The 22,910-nt window shown below is 62.2% G+C and carries 19 protein-coding genes and 1 pseudogene; 13 read left to right on the top strand and 7 right to left on the bottom strand.

What is annotated here, in order from left to right:
* Genes ACIA48_RS01710 through ACIA48_RS01730 form a run of 5 tightly spaced genes read right to left on the bottom strand, consistent with a single transcriptional unit; the run spans position 1 to position 6,590 of the window.
* Positions 1 to 1,311 carry an adenylate/guanylate cyclase domain-containing protein gene (locus ACIA48_RS01710; RefSeq protein WP_396727038.1) on the bottom strand — a complete coding sequence of 437 codons (1,311 nt, stop codon included), beginning with the start codon at positions 1,309 to 1,311 and terminating at the stop codon, positions 1 to 3.
* Between the two features lie 2 nt (positions 1,312 to 1,313).
* Positions 1,314 to 2,630 carry an adenylate/guanylate cyclase domain-containing protein gene (locus ACIA48_RS01715; protein ID WP_396727040.1) on the bottom strand — a complete coding sequence of 439 codons (1,317 nt, stop codon included), beginning with the start codon at positions 2,628 to 2,630 and terminating at the stop codon, positions 1,314 to 1,316.
* Between the two features lie 2 nt (positions 2,631 to 2,632).
* On the bottom strand, positions 2,633 to 3,955 hold the full coding sequence (locus ACIA48_RS01720) for an adenylate/guanylate cyclase domain-containing protein (protein ID WP_396727042.1): 1,323 nt from the start codon (positions 3,953 to 3,955) through the stop codon (positions 2,633 to 2,635).
* A gap of 2 nt (positions 3,956 to 3,957) precedes the next feature.
* On the bottom strand, positions 3,958 to 5,277 hold the full coding sequence (locus ACIA48_RS01725; protein ID WP_396727044.1) for an adenylate/guanylate cyclase domain-containing protein: 1,320 nt from the start codon (positions 5,275 to 5,277) through the stop codon (positions 3,958 to 3,960).
* A 2-nt stretch (positions 5,278 to 5,279) separates the two neighbouring features.
* Positions 5,280 to 6,590, bottom strand: coding sequence for an adenylate/guanylate cyclase domain-containing protein (locus tag ACIA48_RS01730; protein ID WP_396727046.1), 1,311 nt, complete (start codon positions 6,588 to 6,590; stop codon positions 5,280 to 5,282).
* A gap of 142 nt (positions 6,591 to 6,732) precedes the next feature.
* Here ACIA48_RS01730 and rpsF point away from each other — a divergent pair, with 142 nt between their 5' ends.
* The 7 genes from rpsF to ACIA48_RS01765 all read left to right on the top strand — a co-directional run bounded on the left by rpsF (position 6,733) and on the right by ACIA48_RS01765 (position 12,945).
* Entirely contained in the window at positions 6,733 to 7,023 is a 291-nt protein-coding gene (rpsF, locus tag ACIA48_RS01735; RefSeq protein ID WP_014210200.1) for a 30S ribosomal protein S6, read from the top strand.
* 79 nt (positions 7,024 to 7,102) lie between these two features.
* Positions 7,103 to 7,618: a single-stranded DNA-binding protein gene (locus tag ACIA48_RS01740; protein WP_396727049.1), complete on the top strand. Its 516-nt coding sequence runs from the start codon at positions 7,103 to 7,105 to the stop codon at positions 7,616 to 7,618.
* A gap of 38 nt (positions 7,619 to 7,656) precedes the next feature.
* Positions 7,657 to 7,920 carry a 30S ribosomal protein S18 gene (gene rpsR / locus ACIA48_RS01745; protein ID WP_014210198.1) on the top strand — a complete coding sequence of 88 codons (264 nt, stop codon included), beginning with the start codon at positions 7,657 to 7,659 and terminating at the stop codon, positions 7,918 to 7,920.
* Between the two features lie 18 nt (positions 7,921 to 7,938).
* The gene (rplI, locus tag ACIA48_RS01750) at positions 7,939 to 8,397 is read left to right on the top strand and encodes a 50S ribosomal protein L9 (RefSeq protein WP_396727051.1); all 459 of its coding nucleotides are present in this window, start codon (positions 7,939 to 7,941) and stop codon (positions 8,395 to 8,397) included.
* A 488-nt stretch (positions 8,398 to 8,885) separates the two neighbouring features.
* Positions 8,886 to 10,694, top strand: coding sequence for a replicative DNA helicase (gene dnaB / locus ACIA48_RS01755; RefSeq protein ID WP_396727053.1), 1,809 nt, complete (start codon positions 8,886 to 8,888; stop codon positions 10,692 to 10,694).
* A 35-nt stretch (positions 10,695 to 10,729) separates the two neighbouring features.
* Positions 10,730 to 12,130, top strand: a complete 1,401-nt coding sequence (locus tag ACIA48_RS01760; protein WP_396727055.1) for an LAGLIDADG family homing endonuclease — start codon at positions 10,730 to 10,732, stop codon at positions 12,128 to 12,130.
* A gap of 83 nt (positions 12,131 to 12,213) precedes the next feature.
* Positions 12,214 to 12,945, top strand: coding sequence for a translation initiation factor IF-2 N-terminal domain-containing protein (locus ACIA48_RS01765; RefSeq protein WP_396727057.1), 732 nt, complete (start codon positions 12,214 to 12,216; stop codon positions 12,943 to 12,945).
* 849 nt (positions 12,946 to 13,794) lie between these two features.
* Here the strand turns inward: ACIA48_RS01765 and ACIA48_RS01770 are convergent.
* Positions 13,795 to 14,148 (bottom strand): helix-turn-helix domain-containing protein, encoded by a 354-nt coding sequence (locus ACIA48_RS01770; protein ID WP_396727059.1) that lies wholly within the window; start codon positions 14,146 to 14,148, stop codon positions 13,795 to 13,797.
* A 952-nt stretch (positions 14,149 to 15,100) separates the two neighbouring features.
* Between ACIA48_RS01770 and ACIA48_RS01775 the strand changes: the two are divergent.
* From ACIA48_RS01775 to ACIA48_RS01795, 5 genes and pseudogenes are all read left to right on the top strand, one after another.
* Positions 15,101 to 15,511 (top strand): annotated as a pseudogene (locus tag ACIA48_RS01775) (TniQ family protein); the annotation flags it as partial.
* A 114-nt stretch (positions 15,512 to 15,625) separates the two neighbouring features.
* Positions 15,626 to 16,690, top strand: a complete 1,065-nt coding sequence (locus ACIA48_RS01780) for a hypothetical protein (RefSeq protein ID WP_396728550.1) — start codon at positions 15,626 to 15,628, stop codon at positions 16,688 to 16,690.
* A 167-nt stretch (positions 16,691 to 16,857) separates the two neighbouring features.
* Positions 16,858 to 17,619, top strand: coding sequence for a TnsA-like heteromeric transposase endonuclease subunit (locus ACIA48_RS01785; RefSeq protein ID WP_396727061.1), 762 nt, complete (start codon positions 16,858 to 16,860; stop codon positions 17,617 to 17,619).
* Positions 17,620 to 18,104: 485 nt separating this feature from the next.
* Positions 18,105 to 19,763, top strand: a complete 1,659-nt coding sequence (locus ACIA48_RS01790) for a transposase (RefSeq protein WP_396727063.1) — start codon at positions 18,105 to 18,107, stop codon at positions 19,761 to 19,763.
* 3 nt (positions 19,764 to 19,766) lie between these two features.
* Positions 19,767 to 20,954, top strand: coding sequence for a TniB family NTP-binding protein (locus ACIA48_RS01795; protein ID WP_083406481.1), 1,188 nt, complete (start codon positions 19,767 to 19,769; stop codon positions 20,952 to 20,954).
* Here the strand turns inward: ACIA48_RS01795 and ACIA48_RS01800 are convergent.
* Positions 20,863 to 22,509 (bottom strand): TniQ family protein, encoded by a 1,647-nt coding sequence (locus ACIA48_RS01800; protein WP_396727065.1) that lies wholly within the window; start codon positions 22,507 to 22,509, stop codon positions 20,863 to 20,865. The two genes, ACIA48_RS01795 and ACIA48_RS01800, sit on opposite strands and share 92 nt — an antisense overlap.
* Positions 22,510 to 22,645: 136 nt before the next feature.
* Here ACIA48_RS01800 and ACIA48_RS01805 point away from each other — a divergent pair, with 136 nt between their 5' ends.
* Positions 22,646 to 22,897, top strand: a complete 252-nt coding sequence (locus ACIA48_RS01805) for a helix-turn-helix domain-containing protein (RefSeq protein ID WP_059092402.1) — start codon at positions 22,646 to 22,648, stop codon at positions 22,895 to 22,897.
* The last annotated feature ends 13 nt before the right edge of the window (positions 22,898 to 22,910 follow it).

The following is a 22,910-nucleotide window of genomic DNA, read 5'->3' on the forward strand; positions in this document are numbered from 1 at the left end:
CTAGGGACCGGCGACGGCGAACAGGCGCCATTCGCCGGGGACGCCCTTGAGTTGGTGGGTGCCGTGGTCGTCGAACTCCAGGCCTGACCCGATCACGAGGTCGCGCAGGGTACTGGAGACGAGGACGTCGTTGGGACCGGAGAGTGCGCTGACGCGAGCGCCGATGTGCACGGCGATGCCGCCGATGTCGTCGGCGCGAATCTCGACCTCACCGGTATGCAAGCCGGCACGGACCTCGATGCCGAGGGCTTGCACCGCGTCGCGAATTGCCATGGCGCAGCGGATCGCTCGCTGTGGACCGTCGAACGTGGCGAGGAAGCCGTCACCGGAGGTGTTGACTTCGCGACCGCGGAACCGCGCCAACTGCGCACGGACAACGGCGTCGTGCGCGTCAAGCAATGCGCGCCAGTCGCGGTCACCCAACTGCGCTGCCCGACGCGTGGAGTCGACGATGTCGGTGAACAGCACGGTGGCGAGGACACGGTCGTCGGCTACGTCGGGTTGTTCGCCAGTGAGGAATTGAGCGATCTCCTGGAACGAATCTCGCCAGGGTTCGACGACATGATAAAAGTTGCGCCCAGGCAGCTCAACGAATTTCGCACCCTCGATAAGGTCGGCGACCTCCCTGCCCTTTTCTGGAGGAAGAAGCGGATCGTCGCGGTGATGCACGACGAGGGTGGGTACGCGGACGGCTGCAAGAACGTCGAGCACGCTTACCTCGCTGATGAGCGGCAACATGAGTTCAACGGTCCGCGGGCTCGCCGCCAGGCGCTCGTGTCGTGCCCACGCAGCCCGGATCTCCTCATTCCACGGCATGTCCGGATTGAGCAGACGTTCCAGCTCGCCGGTCCCCCACGTGGTCGGGGTCAGGTCGCCGATCTTCTGCATCGAGTCCGTGCGGTCTGCCGCATTTGCGGTGCTCTCGACCAGCACAAGCGCGGTTGTGCGTGACGGATGCGTTGCGGCGAACAGCGCCGCTGTCGAGAGTGCGCCCGCGTAGGTGACCAGAGCTGCCGCAGGGATCTCGAGTGCGTCAAGCACCGCGGTGATGCTGTCGGCCCACTGCTCCAGGGTCGGCAATGCGCCCGGCTCGACCGGATCGGACGCTCCGCTGCCCGGCTGGTCGAAAAGGATCAATCGGCCGAGGGATGTCATCGCCTCCATCCACTCGCGAACCTGAGGTACCTCCGGAAAGACCTCGCAGTTGGTGAACCAATTCGGGACAAACACGATGTCGCGCTCGCCCGCGGGCGAGGCCCGGTAGGCGACACGTAGGTCACCGTTGCGCGCGTACCGGATCTCCGAGAACACGACTAGCCGTCCTTCACGACGGCGTACAGGCGCCATTCGCCGGGCACGCCTTTGAGTTGATGGGTGCCGCGGTCGTCGAAGTGCAGTCCGGAGCCGATGACGAGGTCGCGCAGGGTGCTGGAGACGACGACGTCGTTGGGTCCGGCGAGCGCGCCGACGCGGGCGCCGATGTGCACGGCGATGCCGCCGATGTCGTCGCCGCGGATCTCGACCTCGCCGGTGTGCAGGCCGGCGCGCACCTCGATGCCGAGGGCGTGCACGGCGTCACGAATTGCCATGGCGCAGCGGATTGCTCGCTGCGGGCCGTCGAACGTGGCGAGGAAGCCGTCGCCGGAGGTGTTGACTTCGCGACCGCGGAATCTTCCAAGCTGGGCACGGACGACTGCGTCGTGCGCGTCCAGCAGTGCATGCCATTCGCGGTCACCCAACTGCGCTGCCCGACGCGTCGAATCGACGATGTCGGTGAACAGCACTGTGGCGAGTACTCGGTCGTCCGATACTTCGGCCTGGTGGCCGGTCAGGAACTCTGCGATTTCCTGGAACGAAGCGCGCCACCCCGGTTCAACGGTGTGGTTCCAGTTGTGGCCCGGCAGCTCAACATATTTCGCCTCGGGTATGTGCTCGGCGATGTACTTGCCCTTCGCCGTGGGGCTGGTGATGGTGTCGGAGTGTTGAACGACGAGGGTCGGCACACGGATTGTCGGCAGGACCGCCCGTACGTCCAGTTCGGCAATCAGACGCAGCATGACAGCGAACGTCATTGGGCTACCAGCCAGGCGTTCCATTCGTGCGTAGGCGGCTCGGATCTCCTCGTTCCACGGCATGTCCGGATTGCTCAGATGTTGCATCATCCCGCTGCCCCACATACGTGCGAACGCGGGATGGGCTTCTTCTCGAGCTAGAGCGGTTCCGCCCGCTTCCGCGTAGCCGTCGAGCACGACTAACGCGGCGGTCCGCGACGGATGTGTCGCCGTGAAGAGCGCCGCCGGCGCGAACGCGGCGCTTGCCGCGATGAGAACTGCTTCGCGGCTCCCGAGGTCGTCTAGCACCGCGGTGATGCTGTCGGCCCATTGCTCCAGCGTCGGCAGTGCGTCCGGGGTGACGGGATCGGAGGCTCCCGTGCCCGGCTGGTCAAAGTAGATGAGGCGACCGAGCGATGTCATCGCATCGACCCAACCCTGAATCGAAGGCAGCTCCGGGAGAAGCTCGCAGCACGTGAGCCAGTTCGGGACGGACACGATGTCGCGTTCACCTTCGGCTGACGCCCGGTAGGCGACGCGCAGGTCCCCGTTGAGTGCATAGCGTGTCTCGGAGAACATGACTAGGTCCCCGACGCCACGGCGAACAGGCGCCATTCGCCGGGTACGCCTTTGAGTTGATGGGCGCCGCGGTCGTCGAATTCCAGGCCTGACCCGATCACGAGGTCGCGCAGAGTGCTGGACACGAGGACGTCGTTGGGACCGGAGAGTGCGCTGACGCGAGCACCGATGTGCACGGCGATGCCGCCGATGTCGTCGCCGCGAATCTCGACCTCACCGGTGTGCAGCCCAGCACGGACCTCGATGCCAAGTGCCTCCACCGCGTCGCGAATCGCCATGGCGCAGCGGATCGCTCGCTGCGGGCCGTCGAACGTGGCCAGGAAGCCGTCACCGGAAGTGTTGACTTCGCGACCGCGAAAGCGCACCAACTGTGCGCGGACGACCGCGTCGTGTGCGTCGAGCAGTGCGCGCCAGTCGCGGTCACCCAACACGGCCGCGCGTCGCGTGGAGTCGACGATGTCGGTGAACAGCACCGTGGCGAGCACACGATCGTCGGCAATTTCAGCCTGCTCCCCGGTCAGGAACTTGGTGACCTCGTGGAACGATGACCGCCACGGTTCGACGATGTGGTAGAGGTTGCGACCAGGCAGCTCAACATATTTCGCGCCCGGTATGTTGTCGGCGATGTACTTGCCGGCGGCGGTCGAGATCATGGCGTCGTCGGCGTAATGGACGACGAGCGTTGGTACCCGGATTGTCGGGAGAACTGCCCGCACATCGAGCTCTCCCACGAGTGGCCACATGCGCTCCACGGTCTGCGGACTGGCGGCGAGGCGTTCCAGTCGGGCCCACGCTGCGCGGATCTCTTCATTCCACGGCATGTCCGGATTGACCAGGTGCTCGTATTCTCCTGATCCCCACTTGGCGACGAAGTCTCGACGGATCTCGTCGTGTGTCCGGCCGTCAACGCTCACGGCGATGGGTTCCGCGAAGCCTTCCAGCACGATCAACGATGTAGTGCGGGAAGGATGGGCCGCCGCGAACACCGCCGCGGGCGCGAATGTCCCGGCCAGAGAGATCAGCGCGACTTCGCGGATGTCGAGGTCGTCGAGAACGGCGGTGACGGTGTCCGCCCACTGCTCCAAGGTCGGCATCGCATCTGGAGCGATGGGATCCGATGCACCGGTCCCTGGCTGATCTATGAGGATCAATCGACCAACGGCCGCCATCGCTTCGATCCAGCCTTGGACCGACGGCAACTCGGGAACGACCTCGCAATTGGTGAACCACGTCGGGACGAGAACGATGTTCCGCTCACCGGCACGCGACGCGCGATAGGCGACTCGCACGTCCCCGCTCAGTGCATAGCGCGTTTCGGAGAACATGACTAGGTCCCCGGCGCCACGGCGAACAGGCGCCATTCGCCGGGTACGCCTTTGAGTTGATGGGCGCCGCGGTCGTCGAATTCCAGGCCGGATCCGATGACGAGGTCGCGCAGGGTACTGGAGACGAGGACGTCGTTGGGACCGGGGAGTGCGCTGACGCGGGCACCGATGTGGACGGCGATGCCGCCGATGTCGTCGCCGCGAATCTCGACCTCACCGGTGTGTAGGCCGGCACGGACCTCGATGCCGAGGGCTTGCACGCCGTCGCGAATTGCCATGGCGCAGCGGATCGCTCGCTGCGGGCCGTCGAACGTGGCCAGGAAGCCGTCGCCGGAGGTGTTGACTTCGCGACCGCGGAACCGCGCCAACTGCGCACGGACAACGGCGTCGTGCGCGTCAAGCAATGCGCGCCACTCGCGGTCACCCAGCGCCGCGGCGCGCCGTGTCGAATCCACGATGTCGGTGAACAGCACGGTGGCGAGGACGCGATCGTCGGGCACCTCCGCTTGATGACCCGTGAGGAACTCCGCGATCTCCTGGAACGAGTCGCGCCATGGCTCGACGAAGTGATGAAAGTTGCGCCCGGGGAGCTCGACGAATTTCGCGCCCGGGATGTGATCGGCGACGTATTCGCTCCACTCGGTCGGGATGAACGGGTCATCGGCGTGGTGGACGACAAGCGTCGGCACGCGAACGGTCGGCAGGATCGCCCGAATGTCCAGCCCGGAGACGATAGGCATGACGAGTTCGACGGTTCCAGGACTGGCGCCCAGACGCTCCATCCGAGCCCATGCTGCACGGATCTCTTCGTTCCATGGCATGTCGGGATTCAGGACGTGCTGGGTCTCGCCAGTACCCCATAGCGCGACAAATGTGGCGGTCATTTCGTCCCGGTCGAAATCGGTGCGTTGAACCGTCGGATCCGCGTATGCCTCGAGCACGATGAGCGCGGTGGTGCGTGACGGATGCGTTGCCGCGAACAGCGCTGCTGTAGGCAGCGCGCCGGCAGGGACGACGAGAGCCGCTTCGCCAATCCCAAGGGCATCTAGCACTGCGGTGATGCTGTCGGCCCATTGCTCCAGCGTCGGCAGCGCGCCAGTAAAGATGGCATCGGAGGCTCCTGTGCCCGGTTGGTCCAAGAAGATCAATCGACCAAGCGATGTCATCGCCTCGGCAAAGCCCCGGACGGAGGGCAGTTCTGGCAGGAGCTCACAACACGTGAACCAATTCGGAACGAAGACGATGTCGCGTTCCCCCGCGGCTGACGCGCGGTAGGCGACGCGCAGGTCCCCGTTGAGTGCATAGCGTGTCTCGGAGAACATGACTAGGTCCCCGACGCCACGGCGAACAGGCGCCACTCGCCAGGCACGCCTTTGAGTTGATGGGCGCCGCGGTCGTCGAATTGCAGGCCTGACCCGATCACGAGGTCGCGCAGTGTGCTGGAGACAAGGACGTCGTTGGGACCGGAGAGTGCGCTGACGCGGGCACCGATGTGCACGGCGATGCCGCCGATGTCGTCGCCGCGGAGTTCGACCTCACCGGTGTGCAGCCCAGCACGGACCTCGATGCCGAGGGCTTGCACCGCGTCGCGAATTGCCATGGCGCAGCGGATCGCTCGCTGCGGACCGTCGAACGTCGCGAGGAAACCATCGCCGGAGGTGTTCACCTCGCGGCCGCGGAATCTTCCGAGTTGGACACGGACGACGGCGTCGTGTGCGTCGAGCAGTGCGTGCCAGTCACGGTCACCCAGCTCCGCTGCGCGACGCGTCGAGTCCACGATGTCGGTGAACAGCACAGTGGCGAGCACGCGCTCGTCGGCTATGTCGGGTTGCTCACCGGTGAGGAACTCGGCAATCGCTTGAAAGGAGTCCCGCCACGGCTCGACGAAGTGGTACATATTGCGCCCCGGCAGCTCAACGTATTTGGCGGCCGGTATCTGCTCGGCGACGTATTTGCCCATGGCGGGCACGATCATTGGGTCGTCGGAGTGCTGGACCACAAGAGTCGGCACACGAACCGTTGGAAGAACGGATCGCACGTCCATCTCCTGAATAAGCCGATGCATCAGCGCGACGGTCGTCGGGCTCGCGGCGAGCCGCTCCATGCGTGCCCACGCTGCTCGAATATCCTCGTTCCACGGCATGTCCGGATTCAGCAGGTGCTCGTATTCGCCCGTCCCCCATAACGCGGCCATCGTTTCGAAGGTGCCTTCGTCCGGTCTGGTCGTTCGAGTGTCGGCGTAGCCCTCTAATGCGATCAACGCAGTCGTCCGCTGAGGGTGGGTTGCGGCGAACAGTGCCGCGGTCGCGACCGCACCGTCGATCGCGACCAGGACCGCCTCGCGGATATCGAGCGCATCCAATACGGCGTTGATGGAGTCGGTCCACTGTTCGAGAGTCGGCAGTGCGCCTGGCGCGATCGGATCGGACGCCCCGGTACCAGGTTGGTCGAAGAAGATGAGCCGGCCGAGCGATGTCACAGCTTCGATCCATCCCTGCAACGAGGGCACCTCGGGGAGGATTTCGCAGCAGGTGAACCAATTCGGTACGAAAACGATGTCGCGTTCGCCCGGCGCCGAGGCTCGATAGGCGACGCGCAGGTCCCCGTTGAGTGCATAGCGTGTCTCGGAGAACACGATCGAAGCGTATGCCCCTCAGCAGCGCGATTTCGCAGTTCAGCAGGCATTCCTGTAGCCTGGGCCGGTTGCCGACGCAGGTAACCCTCCTGCCACGGAACGACCGTGGCCGAACTAGACCGTAGGAGGTGGTGTGGTTCTCATGCGTCCATACGAAATCATGGTCATCCTCGACCCCACTCTCGACGAGCGCACTGTTGCTCCGTCGCTGGAGACGTTCCTCAACGTCATCCGCAAGGACGGTGGCTCCGTCGACAAGGTCGACATCTGGGGCAAGCGCCGGCTGGCATACGAGATCGCCAAGCACGCCGAGGGCATCTATGCCGTCGTCGATGTGAAGGCGGAGTCCGCAACCGTGTCCGAGCTGGACCGTCAGCTCAACCTGAACGAGTCCGTCCTGCGGACCAAGGTAATGCGGACCGACAAGCACTAAAGGCTGCCGTACGTCGGAGCGGCTCCGTAGGCTCGCCTGCGACTGACTTCGCGCCGACTACCTAACCCAGGAGGAACTCGTGGCTGGTGACACCATCATCACGGTCATCGGAAACCTGACGGCAGACCCCGAGCTTCGGTTCACACCGTCAGGCGCAGCCGTCGCCAACTTCACAGTCGCGTCGACGCCGCGCATCTTCGACCGTCAGACCAATGAGTGGAAGGACGGCGAAGCGCTGTTCCTCCGCTGCAACATCTGGCGCGAGGCTGCCGAGAACGTGGCCGAGAGCTTGACTCGCGGTTCGCGCGTGATCGTGCAGGGGCGGCTCAAGCAGCGTTCGTTCGAGACCCGTGAGGGCGAGAAGCGCACCGTGGTGGAACTCGAGGTCGATGAGATCGGCCCGTCACTGCGGTACGCGACTGCCAAGGTGAACAAAGCCAGCCGCAGCGGCGGCGGTGGCGGCGGATTCGGCGGTGGCGGTGGTTCGCGTGCCGCAGCTCCGGCCGGCGGTTCCGACGGCAAGCAGGACGACCCGTGGGGCAGCGCTCCCGCGTCAGGTTCGTTCAGCGGCGCCGACGACGAGCCACCCTTCTGACCTTCAACTGATCAGCAATTCCAGAAAGAGATAGACAAATGGCCAAGTCCTCGACCAAGAGGCGGCCGGCTCCCGAGAAGCCGGTCAAGACCCGCAAGTGCGTGTTCTGCTCCAAGAAGGGCAAGAACCAGATCATCGATTACAAGGACACGGCGCTGCTGCGTACCTACATCAGCGAGCGCGGCAAGATCCGTGCCCGCCGCGTGACCGGTAACTGCGTGCAGCACCAGCGTGACATCGCTATTGCGGTGAAGAACGCCCGCGAGGTGGCGCTGCTGCCGTTCAGCTCGTCGACGCGATAGAGGCGAGGAGAACAAGACATGAAACTCATTCTCACTACCGAGGTAGAACACCTGGGTACCTCTGGCGACATCGTCGAGGTCAAGGACGGCTACGGCCGCAACTTCCTGCTGCCCCGCGGCATGGCCGTCGTGGCGTCGCGCGGCGCCGAGCGCCAGGCCGAGGAGATCCGCCGGGCCCGTGAGGCCAAGGCCGTTCAGGGTCTCGAGCACGCACGCGAGCTGAAGACGGCGCTCGAGGGTCTGGGCGCGGTCGAGCTGTCGGTGAAGGCGGCGGGCGACAGCGGCAAGCTGTTCGGTTCGGTCACCGGCGCCGACGTGGTTTCGGCCATCAAGAAGGCCGGTGGCCCGAATCTGGACAAGCGCACGGTCCAGTTGCCCAAGGCGCACATCAAGTCGGTCGGCACGCATCCGATCACGGTGCGGCTGCACCCCGAGGTCGACGCCTCGGTGCCGTTGAGCGTCGTCGCCGCGCACTGACATCAGCGTAGATACGGCCGGGTGAGGATCGAATTGATCTTCACCCGGCCGTTGCTGTGCGCCGAGCCGTACGCTGGCGAACTCTTCACGGCAATCCCGCGACAGCGAAGATAACCCGCTGTTAACCCGCGCGGCCCCGACCCGAAACACAACACGCCCGAGACCGCAACCGCGGACGACACGCCGAGTGAATTCCCATGCACAGGGTCTCATGCGGTTTATGGTGCGGCTATCTGCGCGGACCTACTAAACAAAGTCGTTTATCCACAGGTTCTCCCCAACGACTCAACATGCCTGTCCAGACCTATCCACAGGCCACTAACAGACTTATAAACAGGGGCCTTTTGCCTTGCTCTCAGCAAACGCCTAGCGTGGCCGTCGCGAGTCCGTTTGGGCGACGATCGGGGGCGGATGTCCGAGCCTGGGCCTACAGTCACGGTACGTTGGAATCGAACGCACGTTCGACCTGACTTTGGGGAGGTGTAGCCGTGGCTGTGGTAGACGATCTCGGGCATTCAGCCATGGACGCCCCTCCGCCCAGTGAGGAATTCGGCCGGCAGCCTCCGCAGGACGCGGCAGCCGAGCAGGCCGTCCTGGGCGGCATGCTGCTGAGCAAGGACGCCATCGCCGACGTGCTGGAGAAGCTGCGGCCGGGCGACTTCTACCGGCCCGCGCACCAGAACGTGTACGACGCGATTCTGGATCTGTACGGCCGCGGTGAGCCGGCCGACGCGGTGACGGTGGCGGCGGAGCTGGACCGGCGCGGGTTGCTGCGTCGGATCGGGGGAGCGCCGTATCTCCACACGCTGATCTCGACGGTGCCGACCGCCGCGAATGCGGGCTACTACGCGGGCATCGTCGCGGAGAAGTCCTTGCTCCGGCGGTTGGTTGAAGCGGGGACGCGCGTCGTGCAGTACGGCTACGCCGGCGCAGAGGGCGCGGACGTTGCCGAGATCGTGGACCGGGCGCAGGCCGAGATCTATGACGTGACCGAGGGCCGCAGTACGTCGGAGGACTTCGTCCCGCTCGAGGAACTCCTGCAGCCGACGATGGACGAGATCGATGCCATCGCGTCGCAGGGCGGCATCTCGAGAGGCGTGCCGACGGGCTTCACCGATCTCGACGAGCTGACCAACGGGTTGCATCCCGGCCAGATGATCGTCGTCGCGGCACGACCCGGTATGGGGAAGGCGCTCAAGCTCGATACGCCGCTGCCGACGCCGACGGGCTGGACGACGATGGGCGAGGTCGCCGTCGGTGATGAGCTGATCGGCGCCGACGGGGAGCCGACGCGGGTGGTCGCGGCGACGGAGGTCATGTTCGGACGGCCATGCTACGAGGTCGAGTTCTCGGATGGCACGGTGATCGTCGCCGACGCTGAGCACCAATGGCCAACTGCGCGCGGTATTCAGGTCACCGCCGCCTTGCGGGCTGGCACGGATGTCATTACGGCCGCGCGGGTCCCGGCGCTTGCCACGGTCGGCGGGGGTGGCCAATCGGGCTGGGGTGTTGAAGCCGTGCGCCGCGTCGACAGCGTTCCGGTGCGATGCGTGGAGGTGAGCGCAGCCGATCATCTGTATCTGGCTGGTGCCGGAAGGATCCCAACGCACAACTCGACGCTCGGCTTGGACTTCATGCGCTCGTGCTCGATCAAGCATTCTCTGCCGAGCATCGTGTTCTCACTCGAGATGAGTAAGTCCGAGATCGTGATGCGACTGCTTTCTGCGGAGGCGAAGATCAAACTCGCCGACATGCGGTCGGGCCGGATGAGCGATGACGACTGGACACGCTTGGCGCGACGCATGAGCGAAATCAGCGAAGCACCTTTGTATATCGACGACTCGCCGAACCTGACGATGATGGAGATCCGCGCGAAGGCAAGGCGGTTGAAGCAGAAAGCAGACCTTCGCCTCATCGTCATCGACTACTTGCAGCTGATGACATCGGGCAAGAAGGTCGAGTCGCGTCAGCAGGAAGTGTCCGAATTCTCGCGCCAGATAAAGCTTTTGGCGAAGGAACTCGAAGTCCCCGTCGTGGCGATGAGCCAGCTCAACCGCGGTCCGGAGCAGCGCACCGACAAGAAGCCAATGTTAGCTGATCTACGCGAAAGCGGATCGATCGAACAGGATAGCGATATGGTGATCCTGCTTCATCGACCGGATGCGTTCGAAAGCGACGACCCGCGCGGCGGTGAAGCGGACCTGATTATCGCCAAACACCGTGCAGGGCCAACACGAACGGTGACCGTCGCCCATCAGTTGCATTTGTCACGCTTCACGAACATGGCAAAGGCTTAAGTCGCGATTATTATTGGCGTCGGAGGGCGGTCACCGTGGCAGCAGTCAATCACTCAAAGACTCTGCCGGGAGGTGCGCGAATCTTCCGGGCTGACAATGGTTCCGGGGTCTTGCTGCGCGATCTTGAAAAACGCGCCGAACTGCCGATGGTATGGGCATTGGACGAGCGAATGCGTTTGGCGTCACGGCCTTTGACGGCTACCTATCATGTCGGCGAGGCCTACGCGTTCAGTATCCGCCTTGCATCGGGCAGAGTGGTTGAGGCGACCGCAGACTCGGAACTGCGAACGCTCTTAGGGTGGTCACCGGTGGGCACTTTGTCGGTGGGCGATCGTGTCGCCGTGCCTAGGCGCGTGCCAGGTCCTTTGAACCCGCAACCGATGGCCCCAGACGAATTGATTCTGCTGGCACACATGATTGGTGACGGGTCTTCCGTCAAGAATCAACCGATTCGATATGCGAGCATTGACGAACAGAATCTCTACGCGGTGACCAACGCCGCGAGGCACTTTGGTGTGACCGCGAAGCGTGACGACTATGCCGCTGCTCGCGTCACGACCCTTAGACTGCCTGCGCCGTATCGTTTAACGCACGGCGTGCGAAATCCGATTGCGGCCTGGCTTGACGAGCTAGGGCTTTTCGGAAAACGCAGCTACGAGAAGTTCGTCCCAGCCGAGGTGTTTGCAACGCCGAATGATCGAGTGTCGCTCTTCTTGGGACACTTGTGGGCGACAGACGGATGCGTGATTTGGGACGGCAAGCAGGGCCAGGGGCGCATCTATTACGGGTCGACAAGTCGCAGGCTCATTGACGATGTCAGGCAACTCTTGCTGCGATTCGGCATCGCGTCCAGGGTGTACCGCGTGCCGAAAACCGGTTACCGGGACTGTTTCCATTTGTATATCCAAGGTGCGAGAAATCAGATCAGGTTCCTGAACATCGTCGACGTCAACGGCGAGAAGTACTTTGCGGGTCGCGAGATACTCAAGAACCTCAACGTCGTCAAGGCCAACGAGAACGTCGACACGGTGCCGCGTGAGGTGTGGGACCTGGTGCGGCAGGACCTCAAGGATCAGGGGATGTCGCATCGGGCATTCTCAACGGCAATGCGAATAAAGTTTTGTGGTTCCACGATGTGGAAGCACTCACCGAGCCGCACCCGCCTGCATCGTGCCGCGGCGATCCTTGACGACCGCGGACTCCACGACCTCACGACGAATGACGTGTTCTGGGACAAGATCGTTGAGATCAACAGCGCGGGGCAGCAGGACGTCTATGAAGTGGCCGTTGGAGGCGCGGACAACATTGTCGCGCAGGGTATCCCCATGAGGACACCGACGGTGGCTGTCGACGCAAGTAACCCCAGCGAGGTGGCGTCGGTTCAGAGAAGACCACTACCATCGCGCACCAACTGCACCTGTCGCGATTTGCGTTGACGTAATCGGGTGTTAGCTGCTGCTGTCGAGATGCAACGGAAATTAACAAACGACCCCCAGGTGTTTAACAAGTTGGTTAGCCGGTGAAACTAAATCCGCCGCCTCGGCTAAAGCTCCGAGTTCACGAACTTGCCCGTGAACTGGGCTGGACGTCTCGGCAGTTGCTCGCAGAGCTGGATCGTCGCGGCGAGTTTGTGAAGTCGGCGGCAAGCCAATTAGAGACGCCGGTCGTCCGCGCCATTCGGCGGGAATTTGGCACAGTCAGCACAGGACAAGACGCAGACGCGAAGCTGAGTCCGGAGATGTACGGCCACTCGGCAGACCCCACCACTACCGAGGACGAGTCCTGTTTCGCTGATGAACTTGCGAAGGCTCGAACGCAATCGAAGGCCAAGGGCCAGAACAAGGTTGCACGATGGCATCCACCGATCCTGCAGGCGCTACTCGACTACGGCGTCGTTCCCCAGCGGCAAGAACATTTCGCCGCACCGACGAGTGGATACTTCGCGTGGGAACTAAAAAAGGCTGCACGACTCAGCAAGCGGTGGGCTGAAGCACAACTGAACGGTCTGGGGGACGATGAGTCTTTAGTAATCAAATGGATCCGGTTCAGCGATGGTCAGCGTCCAGACATTGCTGTCGAACTAGCAGGTTGTGGTATCCGTCCGGACGAGGCGGCCCTCTGCATCGGACACGGCGGACGTATCGATCCGCATCTTTCGACCATCTATGAGCGCTTCCGTGACAGAAAAGTCGGTCGATCGGAGGCCACCGCGATAGTCCGGGAGTGGCGAGCCAAACGGTGGGCTGTTTAAGCGGTTCTGCCTGTACGCCACTAACTTTCGATCTACCGAAGCGCGTTAATGCTGCCGATTCCGACAGCTATACGGTATCCTCTAGTACTACTAGTAGGGCACATCGAGACCCGATTGCGAGGTCGAAATGGTTGAGACACTGCGGGATTGCTCGCCTGCGCCAAGCCTCGAGTATGTCGATCGATTCGGTCGAGTTGTTGGTGATCTGGTCTACCTTCGGTGGTGCGCCGGAGCTACCGCTCCCTCCTGGAAGGAGGTGTTCAACTCACCGGACGTCTTGAATTTCCTTGACCAAGAGGGGCTTACAAGCTTTCATCCGCGAATGGAGGCTCTAATGGCGCGAGCTGCCGGCCGCGGTTGGCTGGCCTACTCCGACGAGCCGCGGTCGCTACGCGTCGGGCCAACCTACCTGGCATCACCCGGACAAAAGCTGCGAGTTATACAGCCGCGTGACATGGGCCGTCGTGTTGCTGGCGCGGTCGCAAGGTTTAGGTACAAGCACAAACACAACCCGACCATCAAAGAGTTTGCGGATTTCCTCCGAAATGCTCGAGTGCAGCGAATCTTTCGCGGCGAGGCGGATGTGCTCAAGAGCCTGCCGTGGTTGGTGGTTTCAGGCTGGATCGTCCTCGAAGATGGACGCGTGCTTCGGGGTCCGACTGCGAGGGCCGACATGAACGAACGAGCGGCTTTGCGGCGTTTGGCCATACGAGAGGCCGCCCAGGCCGCCAACACGGACGAGGAGCGCACCTCGTCGACGGCAATCCCGACACCTTGTGGCTGATGTCGCGCTCGTTGATCGTCGACGACCTCTAGGCTGGCCAAGTTGAAGCAGGTCGTGGTCTCTTACTACTGGGCGAAAGTGTCGAGGTCGATGCTGATTTCGACTCCGTCGCGTTCTACGACGATTCGTGAATGCTCGATGCCTGCGGCTTTGAGATAGTCGCGCAGCGTCGATAGGAGAAGGTCGTGGCGTCGCTCGATGCGTGACACGGTGCCTTGGTCGGTGCTCAAGGCCTCCGCGATCTGTTGTTGCGTAAGGTTTCCTGCGCGGCGGATGTCGGCCAGACCTTCGGCGTAGACCCGGTTTACGTTTTCGCGTTCAGCCGCGTAGCTGCGCACGTCGTCCGCGATGAGGGGATCTGCGACCAGCTCGTTGATCCTGTTGTTCATCCGACGGAACGTCTTGCCTTCATAACTCATCGTGGTCCTCCTTGGTTTCGTGAAGCCATATGGATATTGCGGCGTCGGCCCGGCTTCCGACGCTGTTGTAGAAGACGTCGCCCATGCGGGCTTTGTCGGCGGCGATGAGCGCAACTACGACGGTGGTGCTGTGCGGTAAAAACCAGAAGCAGATCAAGCGGAAGGCGATTTCGCGATCGAAGGGGTGGGCTGTGCGCCCGGCGAATCTTCGATTGTCATACTCCTCTTAGGTCGGGTGTGTCTTCGGTCGGTGCCTGTTCGAGCGTTCGCAGTTGTTTGAGCGCGTCAACTGCGCGGGCCAGTAGCCGTCTGGGGGTTCGTCCCCGTTTCGGGCCTTGTCTTCGGTACGGTCCAGCCAGTCGAAGAACTCGAGGGTCGTCGACGTCCATGTCCACAAGTATGGCTTTAGAGCCATATGCTGCCAACACCATATCGAGCAATTGCGCGGCATTGGATCGTGCTACCCATGGCGCGCCGGGGCCGATTTTCACCCTCCCCCGTTGTGCTATCTGAACCGTGGCGCTTGAAAGGTGAGGTTGAACACCACGCGGTCGGTGGCCGGCATGTTGAACTTCGAGAGATCGAATCGGGCGTCGGTGGACGGCATACCATTGAACATCGGCACCGAAATCTCATAGGGCTCAGGGGGTTTCTCGCCCTTCTGTCCCGCTTGGATGCGGCTGCGTGTGCTGTTCGAGACCGGGTCGGTTACTTCGATCAGTCCGAACTCACCCAGCTCGTGGATGTAAACGTACCGGGGTCAACGTATAGCGATAATGCCCTCGCCGCACTCGAGTCGGCGACGCCATAGTTCCTAGCTGAGACCGGCGCGATCGCAGCACCACTAGTAGGGCGGACACGTCGCTCCGCACGTGGCTTCCTGAAGTATGCGCAGTCGGTTACGAGCAGACTGGCTCCTTCCGGATCGAGCCACAAGATGGGGATCCGGCTAATGGTGACCGCCGCTCTCTTGCCTGTGCGGGTCAAGCCTGCGTCAGGGGAGTGCATCGATTCATGGTTGGATGCGACGGCGGCTGTAATGGGAGTTACGCTCGGCGATGTATCTCGCCAATTGCATCTACCGATAGCCGCGAAGCCGCAATGGATTTGGTGGCTGCCGCAGTACCAGTTGGACTCTCTTCAAGTGTTAACGGGCACCCCGGCCGAAGACATCGCAACGATGACACTCGACGACTACGCCGTCAAAGGTCTGCCCGTCCTCACCGATTCACACGAACCCGACCGCACATTCCCGTTCGGCGTGTTACCGGGGTCGAGGTTCTGTCCCGAGTGCCTACACGAGTCGAGCGGCAGATGGCGGCTCGTGTGGCGGTTGGGCTGGTCATTCGCATGCACAACCCACGGCCGGTTGCTGGCTGCTCAATGTCCGAGTTGTGGAGAGGATCAGCGGCGTCGGCAGAACTACACAAGCATTCCGATGCCGACCCAATGTCGGTGCGGCTGCGATCTCACGTCGGTGCCCACCCCTGCGGTTGGGAGCGAGCACGACGTCGTTGTTGCGCAACGCTTCATCGGTAAGATTCTCAGCGGAGCCCGCCCGAGCGGCGGAGTGCTTGCGCGTCAGGCGCGATCGCGTCGTGAGTCACTGGAAGCGGTCCGGAGTCTGGCCAATCGAACGATCAACTTCGCGGCACGCCACGGCTTGGCAACCGCAGCAAGACTGGGAGGCGGATTCACATTCGATGAACTTTCCGCGGAACCGAATCCGAGCCGTGGACGAAGTGCGGTGAATTCCTACCCATCGATGCGGACCGTTGAGGCCGCCGTGGGGATAACCGTTGCTGTCAAGGTCTTAGGCGCCGAAACCATTGAGGAATCAGCGAGCCGGCTTCGGTGGCTGGTAGACAGCCAAGACGCCAAAGCCCGCCAGACCGAGTTGCTCTGGTGTCGCACCGACGATGCGCTAGCTGCGGCGATCACGATTAAGGCGAGTAGGCAACATCTTGGAGCGCAGGGCGAACTCCGCTACCGCGCGGCAACTCCAGCGCCCGAAGCCCCACGGCGCAGTTATCTCGATGACTGGAGCTTCGCGGCGACACTACCCGCATTGATGTGGCCAACCTGGTGCGAGAAGCTGCTCGCGGATACGTCAGTAGATGCGGATATGAGGCGCGCGCTATCGATCGCCACGCTCATCGTCGGCAGCAATATCACGATCGGTGGTGCAGAGAAACTGTTGTCTGCGCGCCCGTCCCACCGCACCGTGAATGAACAACTCGAGCTCCTCTATTCGTTGCCGCGCTGGAACTCTATATGCAGAACGCTAATCAGTCTGAGCGACTATCTCGTAACTCAGGGTTCAGAAATCGACTACGCGCGTCGGAGGAAGTTGGTCTACTCGGCTCGGCTCGAGTGGCAGGACTGGCTCAGGATCAGGGGCGAATCCGCCGACGAAACGCTGCCGCGGACGGCGCCCCAGCAACCAGACCAGGCGCTGGTGCATCTACGTCGCCTCGGGATCGACGAGCCTGTAGAGTGGCATCCGCCGCTCAAAATAATTGGTGTCGCGGACCTAACATAGCTACCCGTAAACTAGAAGATCGGTTGGGCTAGAGCGCATTTCAACACCCTCGCAGAATCAACTTTGTGCTATTCACCGTCGTCTTGACCACGTAAGATAGTCCGCGCTGGTCTCGCGCGGGGGCTTGTCCTTCTTGGCGCGCGGGAGCCGACGAAAAGGTTCGAACCATGCCTTCGAGTGACGATGAAGACGATCTCCTTGACGCCTTGGCATTGCGCGCGCCAGGGCTTACGTGGACGTTCAGGCTGCAGGGCACCGAAATCGTGTGGATGTGGCAGCGGAGTAGCTCGCCGCCGGTGCACAGTCTCGAACCAATGCGACGGATTGTCTCGTCCACCTTCAGCCGCCATATACCCGTGACGGCTCACTCCATGACTAACGGTGCGAGCGTGCATCTCGAATCCGGACTGGAGCACGACCTCTTCCGGAGACTCGACAGAGACCCGCGTGTCGCCTGGATGGTCTCGCAGCCATTCCGGCTCGCGTGGAGAGGTTTGCCTGGACGTCACACTCCCGACCTTCTAACCGTTGATGTCGAGGGGCGCGTGACTATCTGGGACGTACGCGCACCCGAAAAGCAGGACGACGAGTTCAGGACCCAGAGCCGCATCACAGAGCACGCGTGCGCTGCTGTGGGATGGCGCTATGAGGTGTTCGGCGAAATGGCTCAAGCTGAGCGGCTGAATCTCATGTGGCTGAACGGGTTTAGAAGAGAGCCATCATGGTTGCAATTTCATGAACGCCAGATTGTTGACCTCGTCTCCGGTCACGAAGCAACCCTCGGAGCGTTGTTTGACGCGGACGACGGCTGCGGTGAACTGAAATCGTCTGTTTGGCATATGGTTTGGAAGGGGGCTTTGAGTATCGACACGACGTGCCAGTGGGGGCTGGACACGTCTGTGCGCCTATCTGTCGAAGTATTGCGATGAACGCCGGCCGGACATTTCTCTACGAGGGAGCGCGGGTGCTCACGGAGACGGGTGCGGAGCTCGTCGTTCGTTTCGACCCTACGGGTGTCGATCTTCGCGACTGTCTCAACAACATTCGGCATCGGGACTGGAACGATCTTCCGCTCGTGCAGAATATCGTCGATGGCCGGCCGGTTGCCGTCGCTCGGACTCTCCGACCGCTCTGGGACAGCCTCGACGACAAAGCCCGCGAACGCGCGCTCAACAAACTCGAAATTGTTCTCGAGATCGTGACTGGATACCGCGATGGTCATCCTGAACTCAGACGACCCGGCGAACCATACCCTCCGTTCGGTCCAGGGTTTGGCGTATCCGAGTCGAAGCGGGCCGTAGCAATGGCGTCGGTTCTCATTCAGGAGGGTCGAAATGACCGTAAGGTCCAGCGCCGCTTGCGAGACGGCGAGCTGACGTCGGTCGGGACGAACGAGAGCACCATCAGAAACTGGGTGCGAAGCTGGAGGCAGAAGGGACTGCTCGGATTGATCGATGGGCGGCACATCCGCAAGAGCCTGTCGTGGGAAGTCATCGATCCGCGCTACCGCGCGATCGCTGAGGAAGAGTTCGCGACTCTGGACGGTGATAGATCGAATCTGGCGATCCAAGAGATGCACAGGCGAGTGCTGGTCAAGCTCCGTAACGCAGGCATTGACGACTACCACGCGCCGCAGCGCACGACGCAGAAGTTCCTCTCGAACTTGAAGCACCAGAGAGGTGAGACCACCAGGTCGCAGCGTACCAAGAAGCTGCAAACAGCCTCAGGTTCAACACAATACCCAGGCGTTCGGCCCGGCCAAGTGGTAGCGATTGATGTCACGCGAGCCGACAATCTCGTATACGACACCTTCAACGGTAGGCCGCTCAGCGTTGAGATCATCACCGCTATCGACGTCGCCACACGCGTGGTCCTGGCGCTCCGGGTGGTCCCGATGAGCGCGAATGGCTTCGAAGCGGGACTACTCCTCTATGACGTCTGCAGGCCGTTCTCGATGCTCGTCGCAGGCACGACCGTCAGCGATTGGAGATGGGTCGGCCTGCCTGAAACGGTCGACCTTTCGAGTGCGGTGGTCAAGGTGTGGCGTCAAGACTTGGAGGTCGACTTCGACACGTTGCAGGGCGAGCACCCCATCCCGTCTGTGATGCCGGATGCGATTCATTGCGACAACGCCGCGATCTTCACGAGCGTGCACTTCCGTGCACTTCTGCGCGACCTTCAGATCGACCTGTTGCTCAGCCGCCCGGGAAACCCCACCGACAACCCGCAGGTCGAGCGGTGGCATGAGACGATCCAACGTGGCTTGCAGCAGATTCCGGGCTACAAGGGGCGGAACGTGTCTGAGCGGGGGCGACTCGTCGCCGATGAGCCGCTGTTGACGGCTCGCGAACTGCAACTACACCTGCGAAAGTTCATTGCGCTTGATTACCACAGACACGGACACGACGGTCTCATTCAGCCGGGCGTCGAGGCCGCCAAGATGTGTCCACTCGACCTATGGGACGTCATGGTCGAAGCCACGGGTCGTATCGACGTCCCCCAGCGGCACGACCTGATCTACCAGTTCCTACCGATCAAGTGGGGCACCATCGGACCAGCGGGAGTCGAATTCTCCAACCTCCGATACGAAAACCCGCTTGTCTTCGAGCCGTTGCGCTACGTCGAGGTGGGCCGATTTCGCGAAAGGGACCGGGCCGCACCGTTCTTCTACGATCCAAACGATCTGTCGCGCATATGGTTTCATGACGAATCCACCGACAGGATCGAGCCCATCGAATGGGTCGGCCGTAGTAAAGCTGACGCACCGATGACCGACGTCATCCTCGACGAGCTCTGTCGGAAGATCAGGCGCCGCGGCGGCAACCATGTGTTCAGGCGCGGATTGACAACCCAACTGATCATCAACGAACTCGGCGAACTCACGTCGGCAAGATCGAAAGCGGATCGCCGCAAGACGGCTGCTGCGGCACAACGGGTCGAACAGTCGCGTATCGATCATGCCGAGGCGGAAGCTGCCCAGGAACGCGCCCATCCCGTGCGCAGCATCGCACCGCGGACGGTGCCGACTTCGTCGATCAGGCGGGCGTGGGACAACTTGCTGGAGACCGAGTAGGCGATGGACTCGCAGGAGTGGCACGACAACTGCGTCAAAGAGCTACCGCACGCGCCTCCCAGCCGATCGTCCAAGCAACTGAACGCCATGTCAGACCAGGCGCGAAATGCTTATATCGAGCAACTCGAGGCGTGGCTCGCCCGGCTCTACCTTCCGACAGCGGCGTTTACCGAGATCGAGCATGCTCTTGACCGGACCGTCCGGGACAACATGCTGGAAGGTCCGGGCGCCAAACAGATCGTCGTGTTGACCGGACCGAACTACGTTGGCAAGAGCACGTTCATGCTGCGGTGGGCACAGAGACGATATGTGGAATGGACCCATGATGCGCTGCACGACCGTCGGGGGCGTCCCGTCCACTATCCATCGGACGGTGTAGAGGCCGACCTATGTCCTGTGATTTGGATCGACTTGGGTTCGGCCGCCAAAGTCAATGATGTGACCACCGAGTTGCTCAACGGTTTCAACCTTGCGAGCACCGGCCTCACACGTGACCTGACTCATCGAGCGATGCATGGGCTACGTCTGCACCGCACCCAGATCGTCGTCATGGACGACGCGCATCTTCTGAAGACCGACTCCAAGAGTGGGCGCGATGTTCTAGACCACATCAAGAGCATCAACACCAAACTTGGTCAGGTCTCGAGCGCGACCCTCGTCCTGGTCGGAGCCAACCTCGCAAACGGCGACCTAGTGAACGACCCACAGATCGCATGTCGATTAACGGAGTTTTCCGTCGCACCCTACGGCGTTGATACCGAGGAAGAACAAGCCGAATGGCAACGCGTCGTACGTGACCTAGAAAGGTTGGTGCTGCCGCACCTGCCCGCAGGTGAGCCGGGAATGCTCTTCCTGAAGCTGGCCGGCGAACTATGGTTTCGCACGCAGGGCTACGTTGGCGACCTGCGAAAGCTAGTCAGTCGAGCGACCGTTGCGGCGATTACGGACGGCTCATACCGGATCAGCGCGGAGCACCTCAAAGCGATCACCCTGAGCAAGCGTGCAATTCGTGATACTGCAGCGGAGACGGAGCGCCGCCGCACTGAGTCATCGACGCAGACCCGGCGGCGGCGCCGGAAGCGCGCACGCGTGTCTGATCTCAACGCGTTGGGGGCGGAAGGACGAGTCGGCGCAGCGAGTCCTGGGCTGCGGCCGGCAGTCGGTCACGAAAGGCGCGATAGCCGGCCTTGATGCGATGGCAAGGCGGCACAGCCCACGCCGGACTGTTGTCGAGGCAGCCTTGTGCCACCTCGCACCACACCCATGTGACGGCGTAGACCCACAGGTCAGGACTCCGTGCTGGGGTGGTCGACAGGCGCCAAGCTGGGTACCAATCGGCAGGATTGCGAGCCAGCAACCGGACCTGCGCTTCGAGGGTGCGAAAGTCTCTGCTCGCGGGAATATCGTTCAGCGCCAGATCGATTGAGCGTTGAAGATCCTCCGGCGTTGCACGCATCCGCGCACGCGCGGCGCGTGAGGTACGGGAGCCGAGGTCGGGCGGCAGCCCAATTCTGACAGCCGCGTCGGCCCAGTTCTTCACTAAGACAATCGCTCTCACCATGCATAGCGACACATAGAGCCGGCCGGTGTGTTCGTAGCCGCCAAGCATGCCGTTAAAAAGTCGGCGATAGATGCCGACATCGATCATTTGGGGTATCGCAGATGGTTGAATCCTCCGACAGTGATTACCGCGATCGAGTCTTCGACCCACATCGCGGCGGTCGGATGTAGCCGCGGTGATCAACTGCTGCATCATCGGCGTTCTCTTGGTGCGATTAATGAGCCAGACGGCGGGACCGTTCTTCTCGTCTTCGACAAAGCGAATCCACTCACGCAACCGGGCACCCCCAGAATCGAGATCCCGTTGCATCAGAATTTCGTAGGCACATCCGAGGACGGCTCCGCGAACCCTGGCGCTGTGCGGGGGACTGAAGCCCCAACGAGCTCCACGAACCATGTTGGACCGGGCCCGCGCCTCATCACGCAAACCGCTCGCCCACGATACGGCAGTCTGGGCCGACGTCCTCGCTCCCAGATGAAGCAAAAGTGTTGCAAGGTTGCGGAGTTCGGCAAGAAAAGTACGAGGGTCGGCAGGTGTGCCGAACATGATCACCGTCTGCCCATTTATCGCTCGATGGACGGCTTCCGTGCAGTCGAGCGCAGGGCCGTTCGCCGGCTCAGCGGCGTTTGTGAGTACCGAGCGAAGACACGGCTGCCGCAGGACGACAGGATTGCCGCACGGTTGCTCCGGTCCGAGCACTGGGCGCAATGGCCAGTACCGGTGGCTGCGAAACCGTTGGCCGCAGCCGCCGCATTCGGTGGTCAGATAGGTGCCGTGATGAATGCACGTGGCCACGATCGGCAATCGCCAACCAACTCGCCAGATTCCCTGCTGTGCAACGCATAAAGGACAGAGTTGCGTGCCGAAGGGAGGAAACCACCCCTGCACCACGATCCTGCGATAGCTGTGCCTGTCTAACGGATTGAGGGCATCGAGGTACAGAGGCCTTCCTGCGTCGAAGCGCATGAGAGTCGCGGTTCGAAGCCGCTCGGCAGGGATGCCGCTGAGCCTTTCGATTCGCGCGAGCACGGTGTTGGTGGGCGCCGTCATGAAGAACGCGAGTGTCGTATGGGTTGCGCCTTCGCCGCGGCGGAGCGCAGCCAGGATGTGCTCAGGGTCGAGATCGTTGGCTTGGGTGAGGCGCTCGAGAAAGCTATCGAGAGCTTCGTCCTCACCCAGAGACACCCTGGTTGGCAGCAAGCTTAGTTCCGTCGGCATTATCCTGTGACCTCGGTCGACCACTGTGTGTGAGGTGCGGCGCAACGCTCAATGTACTACTAGTAGGGCAGACAATGATGGGCGTCCGCTGACTACTTGATGGGTGCCGACTCGCCCTAGTCAAAACAACCCGGAACGGGTTGCCAAGTGGGAGGCCTGGCGGTTGGAGGTAGGCACGAGAATTCGCGACGTCCGGCTATCGCAGGAAATGACTCAGGAGTCGCTCGCGCTGCGATCTGGCGTGACCCGAAACGTGCTCATCGACGTCGAACATGGACGGCGCGGCCTCCTATTCGAGCGGCTCCTCGATATTGCGGAGGCCTTGGAGGTTGCGCCGGCGGAACTACTGCCGTGATTGCAGGGACGCC

The sequence above is a fragment of the Mycobacterium sp. NPDC051804 genome (assembly GCF_044452905.1).
Lineage (GTDB): Bacteria > Actinomycetota > Actinomycetes > Mycobacteriales > Mycobacteriaceae > Mycobacterium.